21 protein-coding genes and 1 tRNA gene are annotated in these 23,766 nt (G+C 40.5%); 11 read left to right on the forward strand and 11 right to left on the reverse strand.

Annotated elements, in window-relative coordinates; genetic code table 11:
• Positions 1 to 10: 10 nt before the first annotated feature.
• Positions 11 to 685, forward strand: coding sequence for an ABC transporter ATP-binding protein (locus DBK98_RS13795; RefSeq protein WP_032536138.1), 675 nt, complete (start codon positions 11 to 13; stop codon positions 683 to 685).
• Positions 686 to 824: 139 nt separating this feature from the next.
• On the opposite strand, the gene DBK98_RS13800 is transcribed toward DBK98_RS13795, so the two are convergent.
• The 6 genes from DBK98_RS13800 to DBK98_RS13825 form a co-directional block, all read right to left on the reverse strand.
• The gene (locus DBK98_RS13800) at positions 825 to 1,424 is read right to left on the reverse strand and encodes a DUF4923 family protein (protein ID WP_005777045.1); all 600 of its coding nucleotides are present in this window, start codon (positions 1,422 to 1,424) and stop codon (positions 825 to 827) included.
• A gap of 16 nt (positions 1,425 to 1,440) precedes the next feature.
• Positions 1,441 to 2,046 (reverse strand): ribosome biogenesis GTP-binding protein YihA/YsxC, encoded by a 606-nt coding sequence (gene yihA / locus DBK98_RS13805; protein ID WP_005777046.1) that lies wholly within the window; start codon positions 2,044 to 2,046, stop codon positions 1,441 to 1,443.
• Between the two features lie 21 nt (positions 2,047 to 2,067).
• Positions 2,068 to 3,513, reverse strand: a complete 1,446-nt coding sequence (locus DBK98_RS13810) for a sodium:solute symporter (protein WP_005805420.1) — start codon at positions 3,511 to 3,513, stop codon at positions 2,068 to 2,070.
• A 255-nt stretch (positions 3,514 to 3,768) separates the two neighbouring features.
• Positions 3,769 to 4,026: a hypothetical protein gene (locus DBK98_RS13815; protein ID WP_005820045.1), complete on the reverse strand. Its 258-nt coding sequence runs from the start codon at positions 4,024 to 4,026 to the stop codon at positions 3,769 to 3,771.
• A 253-nt stretch (positions 4,027 to 4,279) separates the two neighbouring features.
• Positions 4,280 to 4,795, reverse strand: a complete 516-nt coding sequence (locus tag DBK98_RS13820) for an isoprenylcysteine carboxyl methyltransferase family protein (RefSeq protein WP_032536139.1) — start codon at positions 4,793 to 4,795, stop codon at positions 4,280 to 4,282.
• Between the two features lie 285 nt (positions 4,796 to 5,080).
• The gene (locus DBK98_RS13825) at positions 5,081 to 5,491 is read right to left on the reverse strand and encodes a hypothetical protein (protein WP_005777052.1); all 411 of its coding nucleotides are present in this window, start codon (positions 5,489 to 5,491) and stop codon (positions 5,081 to 5,083) included.
• A gap of 464 nt (positions 5,492 to 5,955) precedes the next feature.
• On the opposite strand from DBK98_RS13825, the gene recR reads away from it, so the two are divergent.
• The 3 genes from recR to DBK98_RS13840 are packed head-to-tail and all read left to right on the forward strand — an operon-like array spanning position 5,956 to position 7,602.
• A complete protein-coding gene (recR, locus tag DBK98_RS13830; RefSeq protein ID WP_005787270.1) occupies positions 5,956 to 6,573 on the forward strand; it encodes a recombination mediator RecR in 618 nt (205 codons plus the stop codon).
• A gap of 39 nt (positions 6,574 to 6,612) precedes the next feature.
• Positions 6,613 to 7,062 (forward strand): hypothetical protein, encoded by a 450-nt coding sequence (locus DBK98_RS13835; RefSeq protein ID WP_005805427.1) that lies wholly within the window; start codon positions 6,613 to 6,615, stop codon positions 7,060 to 7,062.
• Between the two features lie 3 nt (positions 7,063 to 7,065).
• Positions 7,066 to 7,602 (forward strand): GNAT family N-acetyltransferase, encoded by a 537-nt coding sequence (locus DBK98_RS13840; protein WP_005805429.1) that lies wholly within the window; start codon positions 7,066 to 7,068, stop codon positions 7,600 to 7,602.
• A 2-nt stretch (positions 7,603 to 7,604) separates the two neighbouring features.
• Here DBK98_RS13840 and DBK98_RS13845 read toward each other — a convergent pair whose 3' ends face one another.
• Together DBK98_RS13845 and DBK98_RS13850 are read right to left on the reverse strand one after the other, a co-directional pair.
• On the reverse strand, positions 7,605 to 8,195 hold the full coding sequence (locus DBK98_RS13845; RefSeq protein ID WP_005777059.1) for a YqgE/AlgH family protein: 591 nt from the start codon (positions 8,193 to 8,195) through the stop codon (positions 7,605 to 7,607).
• A 71-nt stretch (positions 8,196 to 8,266) separates the two neighbouring features.
• Positions 8,267 to 9,583 carry a pyridoxal phosphate-dependent aminotransferase gene (locus tag DBK98_RS13850; protein ID WP_005805431.1) on the reverse strand — a complete coding sequence of 439 codons (1,317 nt, stop codon included), beginning with the start codon at positions 9,581 to 9,583 and terminating at the stop codon, positions 8,267 to 8,269.
• A 172-nt stretch (positions 9,584 to 9,755) separates the two neighbouring features.
• Between DBK98_RS13850 and DBK98_RS13855 the strand changes: the two genes are divergently transcribed.
• Positions 9,756 to 9,829, forward strand: a tRNA-Asp gene (locus DBK98_RS13855).
• Between the two features lie 603 nt (positions 9,830 to 10,432).
• On the opposite strand, the gene DBK98_RS13860 is transcribed toward DBK98_RS13855, so the two are convergent.
• Positions 10,433 to 10,585 (reverse strand): hypothetical protein, encoded by a 153-nt coding sequence (locus tag DBK98_RS13860; RefSeq protein ID WP_005820048.1) that lies wholly within the window; start codon positions 10,583 to 10,585, stop codon positions 10,433 to 10,435.
• 255 nt (positions 10,586 to 10,840) lie between these two features.
• Entirely contained in the window at positions 10,841 to 11,281 is a 441-nt protein-coding gene (locus DBK98_RS13865; RefSeq protein WP_005820049.1) for a hypothetical protein, read from the reverse strand.
• 247 nt (positions 11,282 to 11,528) lie between these two features.
• Between DBK98_RS13865 and DBK98_RS13870 the strand changes: the two genes are divergently transcribed.
• Positions 11,529 to 11,765, forward strand: coding sequence for a hypothetical protein (locus tag DBK98_RS13870; protein WP_005805556.1), 237 nt, complete (start codon positions 11,529 to 11,531; stop codon positions 11,763 to 11,765).
• 59 nt (positions 11,766 to 11,824) lie between these two features.
• Here DBK98_RS13870 and DBK98_RS13875 read toward each other — a convergent pair whose 3' ends face one another.
• Positions 11,825 to 12,403, reverse strand: a complete 579-nt coding sequence (locus DBK98_RS13875; RefSeq protein WP_032536709.1) for an RNA polymerase sigma-70 factor — start codon at positions 12,401 to 12,403, stop codon at positions 11,825 to 11,827.
• 146 nt (positions 12,404 to 12,549) lie between these two features.
• Between DBK98_RS13875 and DBK98_RS13880 the strand changes: the two genes are divergently transcribed.
• The 5 genes from DBK98_RS13880 (at position 12,550) to DBK98_RS13900 (ending at position 23,739) form a co-directional block, all read left to right on the forward strand.
• A complete protein-coding gene (locus DBK98_RS13880; protein ID WP_050496814.1) occupies positions 12,550 to 13,566 on the forward strand; it encodes a FecR family protein in 1,017 nt (338 codons plus the stop codon).
• 172 nt (positions 13,567 to 13,738) lie between these two features.
• The gene (locus DBK98_RS13885; RefSeq protein WP_032536708.1) at positions 13,739 to 17,251 is read left to right on the forward strand and encodes a TonB-dependent receptor; all 3,513 of its coding nucleotides are present in this window, start codon (positions 13,739 to 13,741) and stop codon (positions 17,249 to 17,251) included.
• A 10-nt stretch (positions 17,252 to 17,261) separates the two neighbouring features.
• Positions 17,262 to 19,274 carry a RagB/SusD family nutrient uptake outer membrane protein gene (locus tag DBK98_RS13890; RefSeq protein ID WP_032536707.1) on the forward strand — a complete coding sequence of 671 codons (2,013 nt, stop codon included), beginning with the start codon at positions 17,262 to 17,264 and terminating at the stop codon, positions 19,272 to 19,274.
• A 181-nt stretch (positions 19,275 to 19,455) separates the two neighbouring features.
• Positions 19,456 to 20,988, forward strand: a complete 1,533-nt coding sequence (locus DBK98_RS13895; protein WP_032536706.1) for a sulfatase — start codon at positions 19,456 to 19,458, stop codon at positions 20,986 to 20,988.
• Positions 20,989 to 21,051: 63 nt separating this feature from the next.
• On the forward strand, positions 21,052 to 23,739 hold the full coding sequence (locus DBK98_RS13900) for a glycoside hydrolase family 2 TIM barrel-domain containing protein (RefSeq protein ID WP_032536705.1): 2,688 nt from the start codon (positions 21,052 to 21,054) through the stop codon (positions 23,737 to 23,739).
• Positions 23,740 to 23,766 lie beyond the last annotated feature (27 nt).

Below are 23,766 nucleotides of genomic sequence, written 5' to 3' on the forward strand. Positions count from 1 at the left end.
CTGAAAGATTATGATAAAAGCAATTGGATTGACAAAGATATTCCGTACAGAAAGTGTGCAGACTACCGCATTGAACGAAATTAGCATCGAAATATCAGAAGGAGAATTTGTAGCAATCATGGGGCCTTCGGGATGTGGAAAATCAACTTTGCTGAATATGTTGGGCTTGCTGGACAATCCTACTTCGGGGCAGCTGTGGTTCATTGACAAAGAGGTTTCCTGCTACTCGGAAAACGATCGGACGGATATGCGGAACGGGAATATTGGTTTTGTCTTCCAGAGTTTTAATCTGATAGACGAGCTGACTGTGTTTGAAAATGTGGAATTGCCATTGCTGTATGCCGGAGTACCGGTTCGTGAACGTGTGAAACGTGTGAACAAGGCGTTGGAAAGAATGCAGATTGCCCATCGTGCGGAACATTATCCTCAACAACTATCCGGAGGTCAGCAGCAGCGTGTAGCTATAGCCCGGGCCATTGTGACGAATCCGCGGATTATATTAGCGGACGAGCCGACAGGTAATCTTGATTCTACCAATGGTAATGAGGTGATGGCCTTGTTGAAAGAGTTGAATAAGGATGGGGCAACTATTGTAATGGTGACCCACTCGGAAGAGAATGCGCGGGAGGCCAACCGTATTGTGAGGATGATGGATGGGTGTATTTTGACGGAAAGCAAACGATGAAGGTTTTTGAATGATAAGCAATAAGCGATCAACGATGAATAATGTGATTAACAGAGAGAATTATGATAACCTATTTTACTCGCTAATTACTTTATTATTCATCGTTGATCGTTGTTTACCGTTCATCATTCAAGAGCTCTCATCGTTTCAGTTCATATCCAAGCATCATGCCGTCATAGCTGTCTGCCAATGAACTGATGGCCTTGAGAGTGGCACTGCTGCTTTTACTGGATAAGAAAGTGATTAATTTCAGTAACTTATCTGCTTCAAACAGAAGATCCATTTGCTGGGTCGTATAGTTGACCTTTGCGTTCATGGGGATCAATTTCATGTACTTCAACTGGAGCATACCGGTTGTGGGGTTATAAGAGTAGGTACCGTTCAGCTTGCGTTTGCCTAAAGTGCTGACAAAAGTACTGTCTGTGTTGAACGTAAAGCTCAGTTGCCCTTCTTTTATGCCGAGTTTGGCTAATTGTTCATCCAGTTTTTGTTCGGCAGCGGAAGCGGCAACCGTTCCTCCGGCTTTTTTCAGCAGATTTTCCGATTCGAATTCAATGGCGGAGCCGGTATAACGCCAGGTTCCGGTCATATCCACTGTTTCGGTATGTCCGGTGACCGCATTGACCACTTTGGAAATATTGTCTTTGTTGAATAGATCTTTAATGGATTGTGCACGACCTGTGGCCGGTACAAGCAGCAGTGTGGCAAGAACTGCCAATGATAATAGTTCTCTTTTCATTTTGATATCTCTGTTTTTACTTTGAATAAAGTTCTTTGTTAATTGATTCGATGTAATTTAATACTTCTGTTCTACCAAGGCATTCTTCCGATGAAGTGATGAAGTAGGGGGGGAGTTCTTCCCACTGTTTCCGTAACTCCTTCAGATATGCGTTGATATTCATTTTGAGTCGTCCTCCTTTTAGCTTGTCTGCTTTGGTGAAGATAATGGAAAAGGGGATTCCGTTCTCACCCAACCATTCCATGAACTCTATATCTATTTTCTGGGGCTCCAACCGACTGTCTATCAATACGAAAAGATTGGTCATCTGTTCCCGCTCGAGGATATAGTCTTCGATGATAGTGCGTATTTGCTCCTGTCCTTTCTGGCCTCGTCTGGCATATCCGTATCCGGGGAGGTCAACCAGATACCAACTGTTATTGATCAGAAAATGGTTGATAAGCATTGTCTTACCGGGAGTGGCGGAAGTCATGGCCAGTCCCTTTCGGGCGGTCAGCATATTGATGAGGCTGGATTTGCCCACATTGGATCGGCCGATAAAGGCGTATTCGGGAAAGGTGCCTGCAGGACATTTTTTCACGTCCGTGTTACTAATTACAAACTCAGCATTGGTTATTTCCATATTTCTTGTTAGTTTTTAAATTCATTTTTTAGTTGCTTTTCTTGATGCGATCCACATTCCTGCAAAAGTAAGCATACCGTTCAGCATCAGTAATTCATAACCAAACTGATAGCCGGTTTCCTGACGGGCAAGCCTATCGGCTGCGTAACATATCAGCGGTGAAACTATCGCAATAAACGGTATGTACCGATCGTTTGTTTGCCGTCGGGTAAACAAACCGAAAGCAAACATTCCTAAAAGAGGGCCATACGTATAGGAAGCTATGATGTAAATGGCATCAATAACACTTTGATTGTTCAATGCATCGACAAGGCAGATAAAGAAAACAAGCAGGATGGAGAGCCCGATGTGTACCCGGTTTCGTTTTTTACGGGCTATTCCTTCTGTGTCTTTCCCTGTGTCGAGCAGATCGATGCAAAAACTCGTTGTCATGGCGGTCAAAGCCGAATCCGAATTACTAAAGGCGGCGGCAATGATACCGATTGTGAATAGAATCAGCACTCCTTCTCCCAGATACCCTTGAGTAGCAAACATAGGCAGGATATCGTCACCGGTTGCCGGAAGTTCCAGCTGCATCTCTTGAGCAAGGACCAGTAATAAAATGCCAAGGCCGAGGAACAGCAGGTTGAGCGGGGCGAATGCGAAGCCATAACAATACATATTTTTCTGTGCGTCACGCAGGCTACGGCAAGAAAGGTTTTTTTGCATCATGTCTTGATCGAGTCCGGTCATAACGATAACAATGAAAATCCCGCTCAGAAACTGCTTGAAGAAATTCTGGCGTGACATCCAGTCGTCAAATACAAAAATGCGGCTGTGTTCATTGTTACTGATTGTCTGTATGACTCCGCTGAAGTCAAGATTTAGTTTTGCTGTGACAAAAACAAGGATACAGATCAGTGCGGCAATCAGACAGAAGGTCTGTAAGGTGTCTGTCCAGACGATAGTTTTAATACCGCTCTTGTGAGTGTATATCCAGACTAAGGCTACCGATCCGGCAGCAATACTCCAGAATGGTATGCCCATGTCGCGAAACACATAGGTATATAGAATCAGACAGACGAGGTATAGTTTTGCAGCTGTGCCCAGCATACGCGAAAGAAGGAAAAAAGAAGCTCCTGTACGGTAGGCGCGCTTTCCGATACGGGTATCCAGATAAGTGTATATGCTGGTCAGGTTGAGTTTATAATAGAGTGGGAGGAGTATATGGGCAACTGCCAGGTAACCGAAAAAGAATCCGAATACAGTTTGCATATACGTCATATCCATCGCCTTTACCATGCCGGGTACAGATACGAAAGTCACTCCCGAAATGGATGCGCCAATCATTCCGAAAGCAACGATGTACCACGGAGACTGGTTTTCTCCTTTGAAAAACGCTGCATTCGAACCTCCTTTCCGTCCGGTGATACGGGCTATCAGCAAGAGAATGGCAAAGTAACATACAATAGTGACAAGTATCATCATAACGGGTACAAAGGTAACACTTATTTTGCAAACGATGATTGCTAATTAAAATTTGATATTTATCTCTACGGGTCTATAATGGAATTTTATATATGGATCAGCAATATTTATAGACGAATAAATAATAAAAGTTTGGTAATCATCCGCACCGCTCTGTTGCAGGTAAACACATCCTCTTGTAACAGTTGAAACACCCGCCTATGCTGCGTTTATTTAGATATTAACGATTGATAAGCAAATGATGAATAACCATATTTATGTCAATATGACGGCATAAACAACTGCCGAAACTGAGAGGCTTATTATAGAATAAATAGTGGCAGACTTTGGTGATTTCTTCACGAGTTTCACGATACCCATCAAAAGTCCACCCAATATAGGTGTCAGGGTGCCGAGTGTTATTAACAGATTTCCATCGCCATTGGGATCTAATACGATGCCCATGACGGCATAGACAGGAATAATGCTGGCCAATAGCGCGAGAACGGTAGCGATTCTTGATATCGTTTTCATTATGACTGGGGTGCTTTATAAATAAGTCCGGCAAATTTAGAAATAATAATGGATAAAGAACGATTCAAATACTGGTTACGGATAAAAAGTTTCTGTTTGAGGCACTTTGGGAGCGGTGAGAAGTGGGAGCTGATTCAGTTCAGATTTGTCATGGTTCTGATTTCACCACAGATTAAACGGATTGATAATTAATTTCGTTGAGAATAAGATTAAAGAATCTGTGCTCATCCGTGTAGTCTGTGGTGAAATGGATTTAGTTTTCCAGTAGTTTTTTCATCACCTTCTCTTCTTGTCGGATACGTACAGCCAGCAAGCATACATAAATAGGTAGCCCGATAAATAGCGTGTACCAGGCATTACAGAGTAAACCAACTCCAATTAGCTCAGGTATGATATTCAGATAGTAATTGGGATGTCGCACCGTCCTGAAAAGAAAGCTCTTTTCAATGCGTTGACCGGGAACAATATAAAGTTTCACTGTCCATACATCGTGTAGTTTATAGATGACATAGAATAACATAGCATAGGCAAAGCCCATTACAAGAACACCACACACGGAGAAACAGTTGAAGGTAGTTCCCGAAATATACGCTTCATAAAGGGCGGATAAATAGTAAACGACATGCGCTAATGTCAGTAATAACGAATTAACTTTACCATATTGTACAGCTCCGTTTTTCAGGAGACGTTTTTCGTTACGAATGGAATAGGACAAGGACAACAATCTGAGTGTAAAAAAGACGATAAATGTAATAATGATATTCTGCATTGTTTTTGTATTTTAGGGAGCAAAGATAATTTTTTATTTTCGTTCTCAAAATGACGAAGGAATGCCCGGCACAAACGAGCCAAAACTCAGTTCATTTCAGAATAGCTATGAATTGGCGGATGGGCATAGGAGTTTTTAAATACTGGTTAAAAATATGCGGCTTTCATTCTGATCTGTTTGATATTTGTGAAAAAAGGAATTTGCTGAAGATAAAATCTAAAAAGCGGTTTTAAAAGTAATTCCGTGAGATTATAACCTGGAACCGCTTATAAAACCGCTTTCCGTTTACAAAGGTTTTAACTTCAACTCTATTTGTGTAACTGAGCCCGAACGTATGGTACGTCCCGAAGACCATATTTCATAGTTCTCCGTACCACTGCCATATTGAACGGCGAAAGTAAAGAATCTGTCTTTACTTGACTCGAACCACTCATCATAAGTAAAAATGAAAGTGGCCACTCCTTTAGAGTTGGTTAATGCATATGCTGTAGGAGTCGTTCGATTATCCTTTTTGAACTCTTCATAAGTTTTTTCATCGAACATTTGGACGATTTCGTTAGACAGGGGTTTGTCATCAGCACTGATCACAGTGACTAATACCTGCGTATCATTTTTGTTTTCATCATCGCTGCTACAGGATGTAAGCACTAAACTAATGAGGGTGAATAGATAGAAAGTAGTCTTTTGTAAGTTCATAATTTTAGTTATTTAGCTATAATAACAAAAATGTGCCGTTGGTTGTTCAACGTATAAGGGGTAGCCATCGGGAACTGCACTTGTTCATGTCGTAAGAAATATGATCTGAACATTTAGGAATATTTGAGATTAATTTTCATCATCTGATACTTGAAAATGATCGTTCGGCGGTGTCGAACCTGATTGCGGTATGTGTCTGTGATCGTTATTCTGAGCTGTTTTTATAGTTCCGTAATGATAGGTTGTCTCGGAAATTGTAATAGAAGAAATGAACATGCCGATTGAATAAGTTTCCTATTTTATCAGTGGCAGATTTGCCATTTATAAAATATGCGTATCTTTGTGCTTCATTAAGTATACAATATCTTTATGAGAGAGTTGAAGTGCTTTTATATTAAATCTGTCGCTTCTATGCGTATTGATATATACTTTATTGAAAATTAAATAGATATACTTGTTTGTATATGAATCAACAATATCCATCGACGTTGCTTGAAAAAGCCGTCGGAGAATTTTCTAAATTGCCGGGTATCGGACGGAAAACAGCTATGAGACTGGTGCTTCATTTATTGCGTCAGGATACATCTGTGGTAGAAGCTTTCGGAAGTTCTATTATAACTTTAAAGCATGAGGTGAAATATTGCAAGGTGTGTCATAATATATCTGATACAGAGACTTGTCAGATCTGCGCAAATCCGCAGCGAGATGCTTCTATGGTTTGTGTCGTAGAGAATATACGGGATGTGATGGCTGTAGAGGCTACTCAGCAATATCGTGGGCTATACCATGTTTTGGGTGGTGTAATTTCACCTATGGATGGGGTGGGGCCGGGCGATTTGCAGATAGAAAGCCTGGTGCGTCGGGTAGCCGAAGGCGGAATAAATGAAGTCATTCTTGCTCTCAGCACAACCATGGAAGGGGATACTACAAATTTTTATATTTACCGTAAACTTGAGAAAATGGGTGTCAAACTGAGTGTGCTTGCCCGCGGGGTATCTATTGGTGACGAGTTGGAATACACTGATGAGATAACATTAGGTAGAAGTATCGTGAACCGCACAACGTTTACCGGAACCGTTTAAAATGGAATTACTGTAATTGATAATCATTATATATAATAAATGGAAGAACAAATAAAACGCGTTGTGAAAAGCCAGAAGATACAGTATATTTCTTTTTGGATCATTCCGTTACTGTTGGTATTGCTTGGAGAAGCTGGTGTGTTGCCTGTTGGAATAAAAGCAGACAATGTAAGGGCCGTTTATGTTTTTGAAACAACCGGTATTTTGATAACGGCTGTCTGTATACCACTTTCTCTTAAATTATTCAGTTTTGTTTTGACAAAGAAAATAGATCAACTGACGTTTCCGGTGGCATTGAGCCGCTATATGCTTTGGAGTGCTGTTCGGCTGGCTTTACTGGAATTTGTAGTGGTGTTTAATCTGGCAGGTTACTACTTTACACTTAGCAGTACAGGTGCGCTATGTGCACTTATAGGCCTGACGGCTTCCTTTTTCTGTCTTCCGGGAGAGAAAAGATTACGTGCCGAGCTACATATCAACAAAGAATAAATGATGAAACAATCTTTCTTAACCAATGAGCGAATATACCTCCGTGCAGTGGAACCGGAGGATTTGGATATCATGTACGAAATGGAAAATGATCCTTCCATGTGGGATATCAGTAGTTTTACAGTTCCGTATTCTCGTTTTGTGCTGAAACAATACATTGAAGGTTCACAGAGCGACATGTTTGCTGATAAACAGCTGAGGTTGATGATTATGCGCCGGAATGACAATCGTGCTTTGGGAACAGTTGATATAACTGATTTTGTGCCCTTGCATTCAAGGGGAGCAGTCGGAATTGCCGTTCATAGGAATTATAGACAGGAGGGGTATGCTGCCGATGCATTGAAGCTGCTTTGTGAATATGCTTTTAATTTTTTATTTGTGAAACAATTGTATGCCCATATAGCTATAGATAATGAGGCCAGTTTACGATTGTTTACTTCTTGTGGGTTTACCCAATGTGGGGTATTGAAAGATTGGCTGTTGACACACGAAGGTTATAAAGATGCAGTACTTGTGCAATGTATGAATCCTAAGCGGTAATTTTAGTTTAGAGAAGGAACTTGTGGGAAGCGGGACCAGGTTTCATACTTGCTACCCAATTTCCCTAAAGCTTCTTTCCACATGCCTTTTATATCTTCATTCATTAAATAGGTGTTTTCTTCTTTTGAAATAATCCAGGTATTCTCTTTTATTTCCTGAATTAGTTGTTCGCACTCCCAACCGGAATATCCGAGAAAAAAGCGTATCTTTCCTTTTACAGGATTTCCTTGTAAAATGTATCTTTTGATAGCATCGAAATCTCCATTGAGGTATAATCCATTATTGATTGGAAGGGTTCCGGGAATTTCGCGTAGAGTATGTAAATAGAATAGGGTATCGGTTCCGATAGGACCACCTTTGTGTAGCGGAATATCTTCTATATATTTAAATTCTTTAATAATATCATTGAGCATCAATGGGAGTTGTTTATTTATAATCAATCCCATGCTTCCTTCCTCAGTATGATCAACAAGTAATACTACTGACCTTCCGAAGGTTACGTCGTGGAGGAAAGGTTCTGATATCAGAATCTTTCCTCTCGACGGCATTACGTTATTCGATTGGATCTTAAATATGTCGGAATTGATGTTCATGCCCCTAATTTAAAGATTTATTTTACACGAACAAACAATATTCCTCTTTTTTTCGATTTAGTGTGCTCTTTTTAAGATATAGGATGGTTCTCGGCAAATAATTTCATTCTTTCATCCAACTGAGTATATTGGTGCTCTTTAATGAAAGAAGTGCATGCACGCAATCCCTGTTGATGGCTTCCTGTGGTAACTAAAGAAATTGCACTCACTCCATAGTACATCAATTCTTTAGCTAACTCTCCACCGGTCATTCCCGGATAGCCAATGGTGAAATAAAAACCGTCGGCAACAGGATCTTCAAGATCTTTATCGTATACCAAATGGAAGCCGTAGCGTAAGAATATCTCTTTTAACTTACGGGCACGTTCACCATATATCTTCACTTCATTTAGGAAATTGTATTTACCTTCATTGGCTGCTTTCAGCATAGCTGCCATAGCGAATTGTGCCGAATGACTGGTTCCTGACGAGAGAGCATACAGTACACGATGGATAAATACAGTACCAAAAGTGCCGCCTCCGTAGCGTTTGTCGAATCCGGGATAATGGCGATGATATAATTTATCAGAGATACAGCTGACACCGATACGTTGTCCTGCATAACTGAATGCTTTAGAACCGGATATAAGTAGAATATAGTTGTCTGTGTAGTGTGCTACCGAAGGTTGGTAAGGTGCGTGATATGGATTGCTTAGATCTTGACGGAAGTCCATAGCAAAATATGCCAGGTCTTCAAGGATAATCACATCGTATTGGGTCGCTAATTCACCGATAATCTTCAGCTCTTCATCTTTCAAACAAATCCAGCTTGGATTATTGGGATTCGAATATATGATAGCTGAAATATTTCCTTTTTTCAGATAACTTTCAAGTTTCTCTTTTAATTTGTCCCCTCGGTAGTCGTAAACATCAAATGTTTCGTATTTCTGCCCCATAACAACTAATTGTTGTTTTTGTACCGGAAAGCCAGGATCTATGAATAAAATTGTATCTTTCTTTTCGTCGCATTGACTGCAAGTCAGGAAAGATGCGAAAGTACCCTGCATAGATCCTGTGACAGGTACACAACCTTCCGGTTTGAGATCTATATTGATAAATGCTTTTATGAATTTTGATGCTTCCAGTTTTAGTTCCGGCAATCCATTAATATCAGGATATAAACTTGCTATTCCGTTTTGCAGTGCTTCTATTTCGGCCTTCACTCCTACAGAAGAGGGGGGAAGACCTGGTACTCCCATTTCCATTTTTATAAATTCAACTCCAGATGTTGCTTCTGCTTTCGCTGCTATGGCTTTTACTTCACGGATGGTTGCTTTTGAAAAGTCGGCTATTTGAAATTCTTCGATAGTTTCATCAATAAGATGCCGTTTGATAGGTGTATCTTTCATGTTTCTTTTTATTGCTTTATAATTTGTGTCACAAAGATAGGTATAATCTACTTATAATCAACAAATGAATAAGAAAGATAAAAAAAATCTTTCTTAGCTATTGCAGATATAAAATAAATATCTACCTTTGCAACCGCAATCGAGAGAGATAGCGATTAAGAAATGAAATTCTGGTGCGTTAGTTCAGTTGGTTAGAATACATGCCTGTCACGCATGGGGTCACGGGTTCGAGTCCCGTACGCACCGCAAAGGAGAATTGAGAACAAATATTTAGCACTGATATTCAATATATTAGTGCTTTTTTTATGTTCTTACCTTTGCTACACTTTTAAAAATGGTGTGCATAATATGCGACCAATTATTAGTAACCCGTGCGACCAATCCATGCGTAATATTCATGTATTTTAACTAACTGAACTAATGAATGTTATATATTGGTTACTTTTTAAATTTTGTACCTTCCGTCTTATATGAATACGTTTTTCTATCTTAAGTCCATCATTTATCATGTAAAGTGATTTTGTAAAAGGATGAGATCCTTATGTCATATAAGCAAAAAAGACAGTATGGAGTTTCGTTCAGAGCAGTCTTGCAATTTAATGCATTCTTTGTCTTGTTTTGGTATTATTGGTGTCCCATTCCACTTCAGTTTGTTGACTAATCCTTTCTTTTGAGTAACATGCCAAGACACAGCTATCTATCTTCTACCTTTTTCTTTGTTTAGTCCTCCCATAGGAGTGGAGATAAGGACAGCTTTTAATGGTTCTACCATATCAACTTTACGTTCATAAATTCCCATGTGTTTCTTTCCTTTAAAACGGTTCTTCTCCAAATTTGGTGGTAAATTCTTTATTTCTTTATTTTCAAGTTGATAATTGTCCTTTTTGCTTGCTTTAATAAGAAAAAATAGACACCGGCTGAATAAGATAACTCAAGTTTCGGAAGTGAATTTGCGCCGTCTGAACCGGTATCTTCATCCTTATCCCTTTCTTCAATTAACATTGTTAATGCCTTTTGCAGTTTGTCAGATTCTTATGCGCAAATAATAAGGCTTTTGCATTTAAAGAACTTGTTATTCACATCCAAAGAACAAGCTTTAACTCTGTGTTAAAACAAAGCTTTTGAAGATGGAAATTTTACTTTTTAAAGATATTGATTTTCAGATGGTTTATTCTAAAATTCGCTTCTTCACCTCATGGATGGACTTTTCGGGGGAAAGCCGGGATACTTGCTTTTTTGTCAACTATAAACGAGGGCTTACACTTCCCTTACCACCAAATTTGAAGAAGAACCTTTAAAACTGTTATTCTGTATTTTGCATTGTGCTTTGAATGATAAATAATTGGAAATTATTCCTTTAAAGTAAGATCTATTGATAAATAAATCTCTTATTTCCAACTTGGAAGTGGATAAACATGAATTTGTATACGGATTTTTTGTTTTGATGAGTTCCAATATATCGTTTACTTTTACATTATATGCTTTGGCAATGTCTCCGATAGTCATTCCAACTAGATTCTTGAATTTCTTTCGGCTATAGGAATCGTTTGGATTGGGAACTAAAAAATTCTTTTGGCGTATTAGTTCCTTTTCCTCTTGGCATACTGCTTCCTTTTTCTTTTGCGTGACCTGTTTAATTTTCCTTAGTTCAGTCAGTTGTTCAAGGAAATAGAGTTGTATCTTATATTTATTAATCATATTCATGACTCTTAATTGGAAAACTTTATTGTTTAGTAGATTCTCTTCCAAAAGTTCTTTGATTATCAAATCTATTTTTCTGTGGTATTAACTGGTATATAATTGGTTAGCTCCATGGATGTATGTCTTTAAGGTTTCAGACAAATTTAATTATAATTTGGGTAATATGATTAGGATTGAATAAAAAAGATGAGGAATCTTTCACTTTCCTACAAAGGAATACATAACCCATACCATAAATCTTTTTATGAAAAGACTTCCTCTGGTGATAGACAATATGCCAAAAGAAGAACAAAAAACAATATCATTCTTCATTGGTAGAAACTTGGCAGAATCAGAAGTCCCTCTTCTGCTAATTACCCGGAAAGAGATTGAGTATGGGGTAAATATTGTTTCTGCTGCATTTGCAAACGAGAAAAATCAAGAACCAAGACTTTCCTCTGTTAAAATGTTTTCTACTTTTGTTGGAAGGGGACTTCTCTGATAGTAATTTTTTACTCTAAGAATTCTTTTTCAGCAACTGAGGAAAAACTAATTCAATAGCTAACGGATGATTGTCAATACACAAACGAGGGTGGTGATTAGTAAATCTGCAAGATCCTCACGAAGAAACTTTGTTGCCTGTTGTATGCGGTAAGCAATGGTTTTTATTGAAACTCCGGAAATCTCAGCAATTTCTTTATAACTCTTTTTGGTAAAACGATGCATAAGAAAAGCCTCCCGATAAGAAGTTGGTAAGCCATCTATGGCTTCTTTTATCCGTCTGGAAAGCTCTTGAAATTGAAATGCTTCTACACCATGTATTAGCTTTTCCATTTCTTCATAAAATATGGTATCAGCTTGATTTTTCAAATTTTTCTGCTTAATGCAGTTGAGTGACCTGTGATATACCGATTTGAGTAAATATCGACCTAATGAAGTTTCAACCTGGAGTGTCTGGCGATGTTCCCACAACCACAAAATTGCGTCTCCGGCTATTTCTTTTGACTCTTCATTATCTACAAACCTATTCCCATATGCGCAAAGAATTGGGTAGTATTTTTTAAATATACTATCGAAAGCTATTACTTCTCCTTTTCTCAGTGCAATTAATAAATATGCATCTTCATTGCTGTGTTCCATGTCTGCAATGATAATGCTTGTATTTTAAATATATACAATCACTGTTGTTAATTATAAAGTTTATTAATATTAAGTAATGTTAATTATGAAAATGAGTTTAGTATTTTTTATTTCCCGGTTGTCTCTTTAATAAATTTATCATGGAAATGGATTATTCGAATATAGAAGACTTGCTCATTAGCTATTATGATGGTAAAGCGACAGCAGATGAAGTACGGGAAATAGAAGCCTGGATCAAGTCGTCAGATGGAAATAAAAAGAAGGCTATTGACATTTATACTCTTCTTCTTATGACCGACGCACAGCAAGTCGCTGAAAATATAGATTTGAATGAAGAGTTAACCAAAGTGAAAGGGCATATGCAGGGAAGCAAGTATCATATTCCTTGGTGGAGTTGGATGCAGCGCGTAGCCGTGTTTTTACTTATACCGATGACAATTACTATTTTTATTTTGCTCTATCAATCGGGATCTGCTGCGCCTGTCCGTACCCAATTATACGAAATCCGTACACAGCCTGGGATGATTACCTCATTTAGATTACCGGACAGTACTTTGGTATATTTGAATTCTGGTTCAGTTTTGAAGTATCCTTCAGCTTTTACTGGTGATATTCGTGAAGTAAGCTTGGATGGTGAAGCTTATTTTGATGTGACTAAGGATTCCACTCGCAAATTCATTGTTTCAACGCTTCAAAATTCTAAAGTGGAGGTTTTGGGTACACGTTTTAATCTGGAAGCATTCGGCAATATGGATGAAGTCACTACAACGTTGATAGAAGGTAAAGTAGAATTTATATATCAGCAGGCAGGTACTAAACGTAAAGTGACAATGAAGCCGGGACAGAAAACCATTTATAACAAAAAGAACGAAGAAATTTTATTAAAGAGTACGAATGGAGAATCGGAATTGTCGTGGAAAGATATGAAAATGATATTTGACCGAACTCCTATGAGGGATGCATTACGCATGCTGGGGAAACGTTATAATGTAGACTTTATAGTAAATACTTCTAAGTATGACAAATATACATTCACCGGTATGTTTACAGATCAATATGTAGACGAAATCTTGGAAAACTTTAAAATTTCATCATGCATTCGTTGGCGGGTCATTAAGGCAAAAGATAACGATCAGAAGAAGCGGGTTATAGAGATATATTAGAAAGAACCCTTATGTTTAACTAAATTTGATACTATTATGAAACATTACAAGCCTCCTTAATTAAAAAGACATACAGGCATGATGCGCCAACATCTGCCTGTATGTGAAAGCCTTTAAACTGTTTGCGCGCAAACAGAATAAATTATTTCTTAACTTTAATTCATGCAAAGATATGAAGAAAAACAACTATGTCCAACAATTATGGGCGGATAATCCCATGCCTGCCGTTTGGAAAAAATTTCCATTAACTATGAAATTGCTTTTTGTGTTTTCTTTTTGTTTTGTTGGTTTACTATGTGCCAGCGACAGTTATGCCCAACGCACTATAATCAATGTGGAAGCAAAAAATCAGACTGTAAAAGAAGTACTTTCCCAAATTGAGTCACAATCTGAATTTAGTTTTTTTTATAATGATAGTCATGTTGATATTAACCGCCGGGTATCAATATCAACCGGGTACAATAACATCTTTACTATATTGAATGAGGTATTTAAAAATACTAATGTAAAATATGTTATAAATAACAAGAAAATAATATTGTCCACGAAGATACCGGATACATCTTCCGTAAAACAGACAATACATATAAAGGGAAAGGTGACGGACATATCCGGCGATCCGGTGATTGGAGCTACTGTTATGGAGAATAGCACTAAAAACGGCGTGATAACAGATCTGAACGGAAATTTCACTCTGGATGTCTCTTCGCCTAACGCTACTATCACAGTTTCTTATGTAGGTTATGTATCTCAGACTGTGAAGGCGCAAGGTGACAAAGTTTTGTCGATTATTCTGAAAGAGGATATGCAAACATTGGATGAAGTCGTGGTCGTAGGTTTCGGTACACAAAAGAAAGTGAATCTGACCGGTTCTGTATCTACGGTAAATGCTGATGAATTATTGTCGCGTCCGGTTTCCAACGTAAGCCAGGCTTTACAGGGATTGGTTCCGGGAATGAATTTTTCCTATGCTTCCGATGGCAATGGCGGTGAGATAGGTGCGGACATGAAGGTCAATATTCGTGGAACAGGTACTATCGGCGCTGGTTCCAATGCGGCTCCGTTAATCCTGATCGATGGTATGGAAGGAAATATGAATATGCTGAATCCGAATGATATTGAAAGCATATCAGTTCTGAAAGACGCTGCCGCCTCATCTATCTATGGTTCGCGTGCACCTTTCGGGGTAGTGTTGATAACAACTAAGAAAGGAAAAGCCGGGAAGGCAACCGTTAATTACAATAACAGTTTTCGTTGGTCGCAGGCTATCAATCTGCCGCATGTGGCAGATGCATACACATATGCTATGTATTTCAATACTATGCAGCGGAATGACGGTGTAACGGCAGTACAGTTTGATGATACCCGCCTTCAAGCTATCAAAGATTATGCATCGGGAGTGATTACCACTACTACTCAGCCTAATAGGAATACCCCTACTATTTGGGACTGGATCGGCAATACGGATACGGATTGGTATGATGTAGTATTCGGAGGAACGGCATTTTCACAGGAGCATTCGCTGAGTGTTAGTGGCGGAACGGAGAAAATACAGTATTATTTTTCGGGAAATTACATGGGGCAGGAAGGCATGATGGCTATCCGTCGTGATCAATTGCAGCGTTACTCGGTGACAGGAAAGATTAATGCAGAACTTTTTCCCTGGCTTCATATGAATTATAGTATGAAATACATGAGAAAGGATTATTCCAAGCCTACTGCTATGACCGATAATACTCTTTATCAGAATATTTCCAAACGTTGGCCGATGGAGCCTACTGTAGATCCTAACGGATATCCGTTCTCTCTGGTTCGTCCTATTCTTTATGGAGGCGATAGTAATTCGCAAACTGATTGGCTATACCAACAGTTTCAGATGGTAGTAGAACCGATTAAAGACTGGAAATTTTTCGGCGAACTCAATTATAAAGTGATAGATAATTTTTCTCATACGGACAATTTGAAGTTGACACAGATGAATGTAGCTGGTGAGTCATATTTGGGTGATAGGAAAACGTCGAGTGTTACGGAGGGAGCCGAGCGGACTAATTATTTCAATGCTAACATTTATAGTGAATATAGCAGAACTTTTGCAGAGGCACATCATGTGAAAGTGATGGCAGGATTTCAGGCTGAATTAAGCAAATGGAGACAGTTGAAGGCTACGAAGCTGGATTTAATATCAGAATCTATCCCTAACATAAATGCTGCTACGGGAAAATCAACTATTGATAGATCCCAACTGACTCATTGGGCTACAGCTGGCTTTTTCGGTCGATTCAATTACGATTATAAAGAACGTTATTTGTTCGAAATAAATCTGCGTTATGACGGAACTTCACGTTTTGCAAGGAATAAACGCTGGAACTTGTTTCCCTCGTTCTCTGCCGGATGGAATGTGGCGCGTGAGGCATTTATGGAACCTTATAACGATGTTATCAATAATTTGAAAGTCCGTGGCTCTTGGGGAGAGCTTGGCAATCAGAATACGACAAATCTATATCCGTATATCCAGTTGATGAAGTTTGTTGCTGAAGATCCTAACTCTAATTGGCTGATTGAAAACAAGCGTCCCAACACGGCGAATGCACCGGATTTGATCTCGGCGTTATTAGGCTGGGAAACCATGCGGTCATGGAATATTGGTTTCGATTTGGGATTGTTGAGCAACCGCTTGACTGTAAGCCTTGACTGGTTCAATCGGAAAACCATTAATATGGTGGGACCGGCTCCCGAACTTCCTGTGACTTTGGGAGCGAATGTTCCTAAAGTGAACAATGCCGATATGCAGTCTACCGGTTTTGAACTGGATTTAGGATGGAGGGACCAAATCAGAGGATTTAATTATGGAGTACACCTGTTACTTTCGGACGACCGTCAGAAAATCTTGAAGTATCCTAATAAGACAGGCAAAATTGACACTTGGTATGCAGGTGAGTACAGCGGTAACATATGGGGATTTGAAACAATCGGTGTAGCCAAGAGTCAGGAAGAAATGGACGCCCATCTTGCTTCACTGCCGAATGGCGGACAGGATGCTTTAGGCAGTAAATGGGGTGCGGGTGATATTATGTACCGCGATTTGAATGGCGATGGTAAGATTTCCTCCGGGGCCACTCTCAATGACCCGGGAGACAGGAAGATTATCGGCAATAACTCTCCGCGATTCAAATTCGGTCTGGATTTGAATGCGTCTTGGAAAGGTTTTGATGCGCGTTTGTTCTTCCAGGGAGTTGCAAAACGTGACGCATGGTTAGGTGATAATATGTTCTGGGGAGCTACAGGCGATATATGGCAATCAGCATGTTTTACTCCTCATCTTGACTTCTTCCGTGAAGGCGATGATTTCTGGAGTCCTAATACAAATGCTTATTTCCCGAGACCACTATCTGTCAATTATGCTAAGAACCAACAGGCGCAGACCCGTTATTTGCAAAATGCCGCTTATGTACGGCTGAAGAATTTGTCGATCGGATATACTATACCTGCACGGATAACGTCTAAAATGGGTATTTCCAACCTGCGTATATTCTTCTCAGGAGAAAACCTGTTCACACTTACGGGATTGCCGCAAGGATTTGACCCGGAAACAATCGGTACCGGATACGGATCAGGTTCATATACTTCAGGAAAGACTTATCCGTTGTCTCGTACTTTCTCCACAGGATTTAGTGTTAATTTTTAATTGATGACGTATGAAAAAGATAATTCAATATTTGTTTTTGTTGGCAGGGGGAAGTTTTATTCTTTCTTCTTGCAATGATTTTTTGGATAAAGAACCTTTGGATAGTGTGATCCCAGACAACTTCTTCTTTAATGAAAGTGACTTGGCAGCTTATGCAGTGAAACATTACAATTTCACGACTCATGACGGATGGAATGCAGGTATTTGGAAAAATGATAATGCAACCGATAATCAGGCTGCTACCAGTTATGATAATAAGTGGATTCCCGGTCAATGGAAAGTGACGGAAGCTTATAGTAATTCTAATAACGATCCCTGGTCTTTTGCGCCTATTCGTGAAGCAAATTATTTCCTTGAAACAGTAATACCCCGTTTTGAAAAAGGAGAAATAGAAGGTACGGAAGCCAATATCAAACATTATATTGGCGAAATGTATTTCTTACGTGCTAAAAATTATTTATCTAAATTACAGACTTTCGGTGATTTTCCTATCATAACAAAAACATTGCCTGACGAAAGCGGAGTTCTGGTCGGAGCCAGCAAACGGGAACCACGTTATAAAGTCGCTCGTTTTATTTTGCAAGACTTGGATAATGCCATCGATATGCTAAGCAATAATATTCCCGGTGGAAAGAACCGTATAACCAAAAACGTGGCTTTATTATTGAAATCAAGAGCTGCTTTATTTGAAGCCTCCTGGCTGACATATCATAAAGGTACGGCTTTAGTTCCGGGTGGCCCGGGGTGGCCGGGAAAGACGGAAGATATAACGGGTTTTAATATAGATACAGAAGTTGCATTTTTTCTGAAGGAGGCTAAGGCTGCAGCTAAGGAAGTGATCGGCAATGCGGCCCTGGTACAGAATACAGCGAAAGACTGCACGGATGAAATAGTTAAGACAGATGAAGACGTGTATAAAATGAGCAATCCTTATTTTGCCCAATTTTCCGCAGATAACCTGGAAGGATATTCGGAAATATTAATGTGGCGTCAGTATAATCTGCTTGAGTATAAAATCATGCATTCGGCTCCTTATTATATTCGAGTGGGAGGAAATACAGGATATACCCGGAACTATGTGGAGAGTTTCCTTTGCCGTGACGGCAAACCGATTTATGCAAGCGATGAATATAAGGGGGACGGGTCATTACTGAATGTACGTAAAAACCGAGATTTGCGTCTGCAACTTTTCATGATGACTCCCAGTGAAACACTGAGTCCGACTATCATGAATGGTACCCCGGATTTGCTACCGGAAGCTCCGAATCTTTTGGATATAACAGAAGCGAAATGTGTAACAGGTTATCAGGTTCGCAAAGGGCTTTCCGATCATTGGTATCGTGATGGCAATACGGCGATCGAAGGTTGTCCGGTATATCGTGCAGCCGAGGCATATCTGAATTATATAGAAGCCGACTGTATGGAACATAACGGTACATCTATCAGCTCAGAAGCAGCCGGTTACTGGGGAGATCTCCGTGAAAGAGCCGGGTTGCCGAGAGATTATGCAGTGACAGTGAATAATACGGATCTTTCCAGAGAGAGAGATTGGGCGGTATATTCGGCAGGAAAAGAAGTTTCTCCTTTATTGTATAATATACGTCGTGAACGGCGTTGTGAGCTCATGGCGGAAGGTCTTCGTATGATGGATTTAAAACGGTGGAGAGCATTGGACCGAGTTAAGGGTTACATTATTGAAGGTATCAATCTGTGGGAATCTGATTTGAAAGATATGTATATGAAGGATGGCCAGAATCTTTTAGTACAGGAAGGTGAAACGAACTCCAATGTTTCAAGTTATGCTAATAGTGGTAAGTATCTATGCCCTTATCGTACTACCAAAACAAGCAATCTAATGTATGATGCCGGATATTCGTGGTGTGAAGCACATTATCTGGATCCAATTGCTATTACACATTTCAGAATTACTGCTTCAGACCCTAACGATCTCAGTACTTCTGTTATTTACCAGAATCCGGGGTGGCCAACTGTAGCTAATGAAGGACCGATTGGTATTAAATAGAAACATATAAAATTTCAATTTAAAAGAAGTTATTGCAAGGGTCCGGGTGGTAGGTGAAAATGCAAATAGTCATTATTATATATCCTACCACCACTCTTCTTGTAGCCACTCTTTCTCCTTTAAAAAGAAAAGTGGGGAGAGAAGACTATTGCAATGCTTCTTCTTTAACAACAAACTACAAATGAAAAGAATTGCTTCCTTATTTTTGTTATGTCTTGCAAGCAATATACATTCAGGGGCTACACAAGTGGACAAGCGTCCCAATATCCTTCTTTTTCTGGTAGATGATATGGGGTGGCAGGATACTTCCGTACCTTTTTGGAATCAGAAGACACCTTTTAATGAACGTTACGAGACGCCCAACATGGAACGTCTTGCCCGGAAAGGTATGAAGTTCACACAGGCATATGCCAATAGCATCAGTTCGCCCAGTCGAGTAAGTTTATTCACAGGTATGAACAGTACCTGTCACAGAGTTACCAATTGGACTCTGGATAGAAATGCTTCCAATGATGCTCCAAGTGACAAACTCATCTATCCACAATGGAATGTAAACGGATTCTGTCAACAGGACAAGATTGAGCATTGTACCTATGCGACTTCGCTGGCACAGTTATTAAAAGACAATGGATATTATACCATACATTGTGGTAAAGCACATTTTGCCGCACGTTCAACACCGGGTGAAAATCCGCTGAATATGGGGTTTGATGTTAATATTGCCGGTGGAGCTCCCGGGGCTCCCGGCACTTATCAGGGACTTACACATTTCGGAAATGCCTATGAAGGCCATGCGCCATCAAAATTTGCTACTCCCGGTCTTGAAGAGTATCGCGGGAAAGATATTTTTCTGACTGAGGCACTTACCTTGGAAGCGGTCAGGGTACTCGATAAAGTGAAGCAGGCAAACCAACCGTTTTTCCTGTACATGGCACATTATGCCATTCATGTGCCACTGGAAAAAGATAAGCGATTTTATAAGAAGTATAAGGAGAAAGGACTATCAGATAATGATGCTGCTTACGCGGGACTCATTGAAGGAATGGACAAAAGCCTTGGGGATCTGATGGATTATCTGGAAAAGAATGACCTGATGGATAATACAATCATACTTTTTATGTCGGATAATGGAGGGCTGGCGTCGGAGCCTTACTGGCACACGCCTCTGTATGTACAGAATGCTCCGCTCAGTAGTGGAAAAGGATCGGCCCATGAAGGGGGAATCCGCGAACCGATGATGGTCTATTGGCCTGGTGTAACTCAACCGCAGACTGAATGTGACAAATATGTAATTATAGAGGATTTTTTTCCTACTATTCTTGGAATGGCAAAAATCAAACGTTACCATACGGTACAGCGTGTGGATGGAATCAGCTTTATCCCGTTGTTGACCGGTAAAAAGGATACCTCTAAAAATCGGGCCCTTTTCTGGAATTTCCCCAATGGATGGGGGGAAGAAGGACCCGGATTCGGAGCCAGTTGTACTATCCGTAAAGGCGACTGGAAGTTGATCTACTACTATGGTACGCAAAAGAAAGAACTCTTCAACATAGCCAATGATCTTTCAGAAAAACAGAATCTCGCACAAAGTCATCCCGATATCGTGAAAAGATTATCAGATGAATTAGGTAAATATTTGAGAAAGAATAAGGCTCAGCGTCCGAGATTTAAAAGTACTGAGAAATTAGTGCCTTGGCCGGATGAAGTTCTATGAGAAAGTAAAATAGTCTATCATTGATATAAGAAAAAATACTTAATTTAGTAAAATAGAAGAATTATGAGATATTCTTTAATCTTTTGGAAAATTGTGCTTATCTGTCTGATGTTGACCGGAGCAACAGGTATTTATGCAGACGGCTACCAGCCATCTTATTCCACTGCCGGCTTTTATTCACTTCCCAACACAGGACGTGCGGTGTATAGTATGAATCCCGCCTGGAGACTTCATAAAGGAAATATCGAAGGAGCGGAACGGCCGGGATTCAATGACAAGGCCTGGAATATCGTATCATTGCCGGATGGCATAGAGTATCTCCCCACTGAGGCCAGCGGATGCGTCAATTATCAGGGTGAGGTCTGGTATCGGAAACATTTTACTCCCGAACCGTGTTGGAGGGGCAAACAGCAATTCCTCCATTTCGAAGCTATTATGGGAAAGTCCAGAATATGGGTGAACGGAAAGTTGCTGAAGGAACATTTCGGTGGTTATCTGCCTGTAATCGTTGATGTCACTCCATACCTGAAATACGGAGAAGATAATGTAATTGCCGTATGGGCGGACAATGGTGATGATCCCGATTATCCTCCCGGAAAACCACAGGACGCATTGGATTTTGCTTATTTTGGAGGAATTTACCGCGACTGCTGGATGATAGTCCACAACCAGGTATTTATTACCGATCCCAATTATGAAGACGAGGCTGCCGGAGGCGGGCTGTTTGTCTCCTTCGACAAAGTGTCCGAGTTGTCTGCACAGTTGAAATTGGACACCCATATACGCAACAACTCCGGAAAATCTTTTGGCGGAAAAATAACGTATGAACTCTATGATCAAGATAACAAATGCATTCTTACCAAAGAAACCGGCTTGTCAGTGAGTAACGGGATTGCCAGACAGTTTTCCTGTAAAGCAACTGTCGAAAAGCCTCACCTCTGGTCACCCGACACTCCCTACCTTTACAAACTGCACATTTATGTGAAAGACAAAGCCGATAACATCATTGACGGATATTGCCGCCGTATTGGTATCCGCAGCATTGAATTCAAGGGAAAAGATGGCTTCTGGTTGAATGGAAAGCCGTATCCGTATCCTCTGATAGGAGCCAATCGTCATCAGGATTATGCTGTAATAGGCAATGCCCTGCCCAACAGCCTGCATTGGCGCGATGCGAAAAAGTTGCGTGATGCCGGATTGCGTGTTATCCGGAATGCCCATTGTCCGCAAGATCCGGCATTTATGGATGCTTGCGATGAATTAGGACTCTTTGTGATTGTCAATACACCGGGGTGGCAGTTTTGGAATGACAAGCCGATCTTTGCCCGGAGAGTATTCAGTGATATCCGCAATATGATTCGCCGGGACCGTAATCATCCTTGCGTATGGATGTGGGAACCGGTCCTGAATGAAACCTGGTATCCAGCGGATTTCGCCAAGAAGGTAGTAGATGTTCTCAAAGAAGAATATCCATATCTGTATTGTTATGCCGGATGTGATGCGACGGCACGCGGACATGAATATTTCCCCGTCCAATTTACCCACCCGATAAACGGTGGCGGCGGAGCCTTTAATTCCAAAGATTTAGACCCTAAAATCAGTTATTTCACCCGCGAATGGGGAGATAATGTGGACGACTGGAACTCTCATAACTCACCGAGCCGGGTCAACCGCAGCTGGGGAGAAGTGCCTATGCTGATTCAGGCACAGGGATATGCTAAGAATGATTATCAGCTTACAAGTTATGATATACTGTACAGGACTCCCAGACAACATATAGGCGGTTGCTTCTGGCACTCCTTCGACCACCAGAGAGGCTATCATCCCGATCCGTTCTACGGGGGAATCATGGATGCTTTCCGGCAACCCAAGCTATCTTATTATATGTTCTGTTCCCAGCGTCCTGCCGAACCCAACAAAGAACTGATAGCCGATAACGGACCGATGGTTTACATAGCCAATGCGATGACTCCTTTCTCCCCAAAAGATGTGACAGTATATAGCAACTGCGATGAAGTTCGCCTTACCTATTGTAAGGGAGGCAAGCGATATACTTACCATAAGTCGGCGAATGAAGCCGGAATGCCTTCACCGGTTATCATGTTTAAGGATGTCTTTGATGTCATGCACGACAAAAAGTTGGCACGACAAAACAAACAGGCGGATTCTTATCTCCTGGCGGAAGGAATAATGAACGGAAAGGTGGTTGTGACACATAAAGTAACGCCTGCCCGTCGTCCCGTGAAATTATTGCTTTGGGCGGACGATGAGAAAGTACAGATGAAAGCGGATGGTTCGGACATGGTGACAGTGATAGCTGCCATCGCAGATGAAAACGGGAATATCAAACGTTTGAATAACTACGAAGTCAAATTTGAGATTGAAGGACAGGGGCAGCTCGTTGCCGATGAAGCGACATTTACCAATCCCCGTCCGGTACTTTGGGGAACTGCCCCGGTGCTGGTAAGGTCAACTACTACACCCGGAGAAATCAAAATTCGGGCATCGGTGGTATGGCAAGGCAAACAGACTCCCGTTCCGGCAGAATTGATTATTTCCACTTTTCCTTCAGAGCATACTCTGATAGCGGACAAAGAGGAACTGGCACAAGCCCAATCAACAGACGGGCGTAACAACGAAAAAGCAATTACTGTCTCTTCTGATTGTGAAAAGCGTGTCCTTGACCTGCAACAGGAATTAAGCCGCCTGAAACTAAAAGAGGTAGAAAAACAGCAGAGTGACTTTGAATAATCACCCCGGCTTGCTGTGGATAGAATA

It is taken from the genome of Bacteroides sp. PHL 2737 (assembly GCF_004115325.2).
Lineage (GTDB): Bacteria > Bacteroidota > Bacteroidia > Bacteroidales > Bacteroidaceae > Bacteroides > Bacteroides hominis.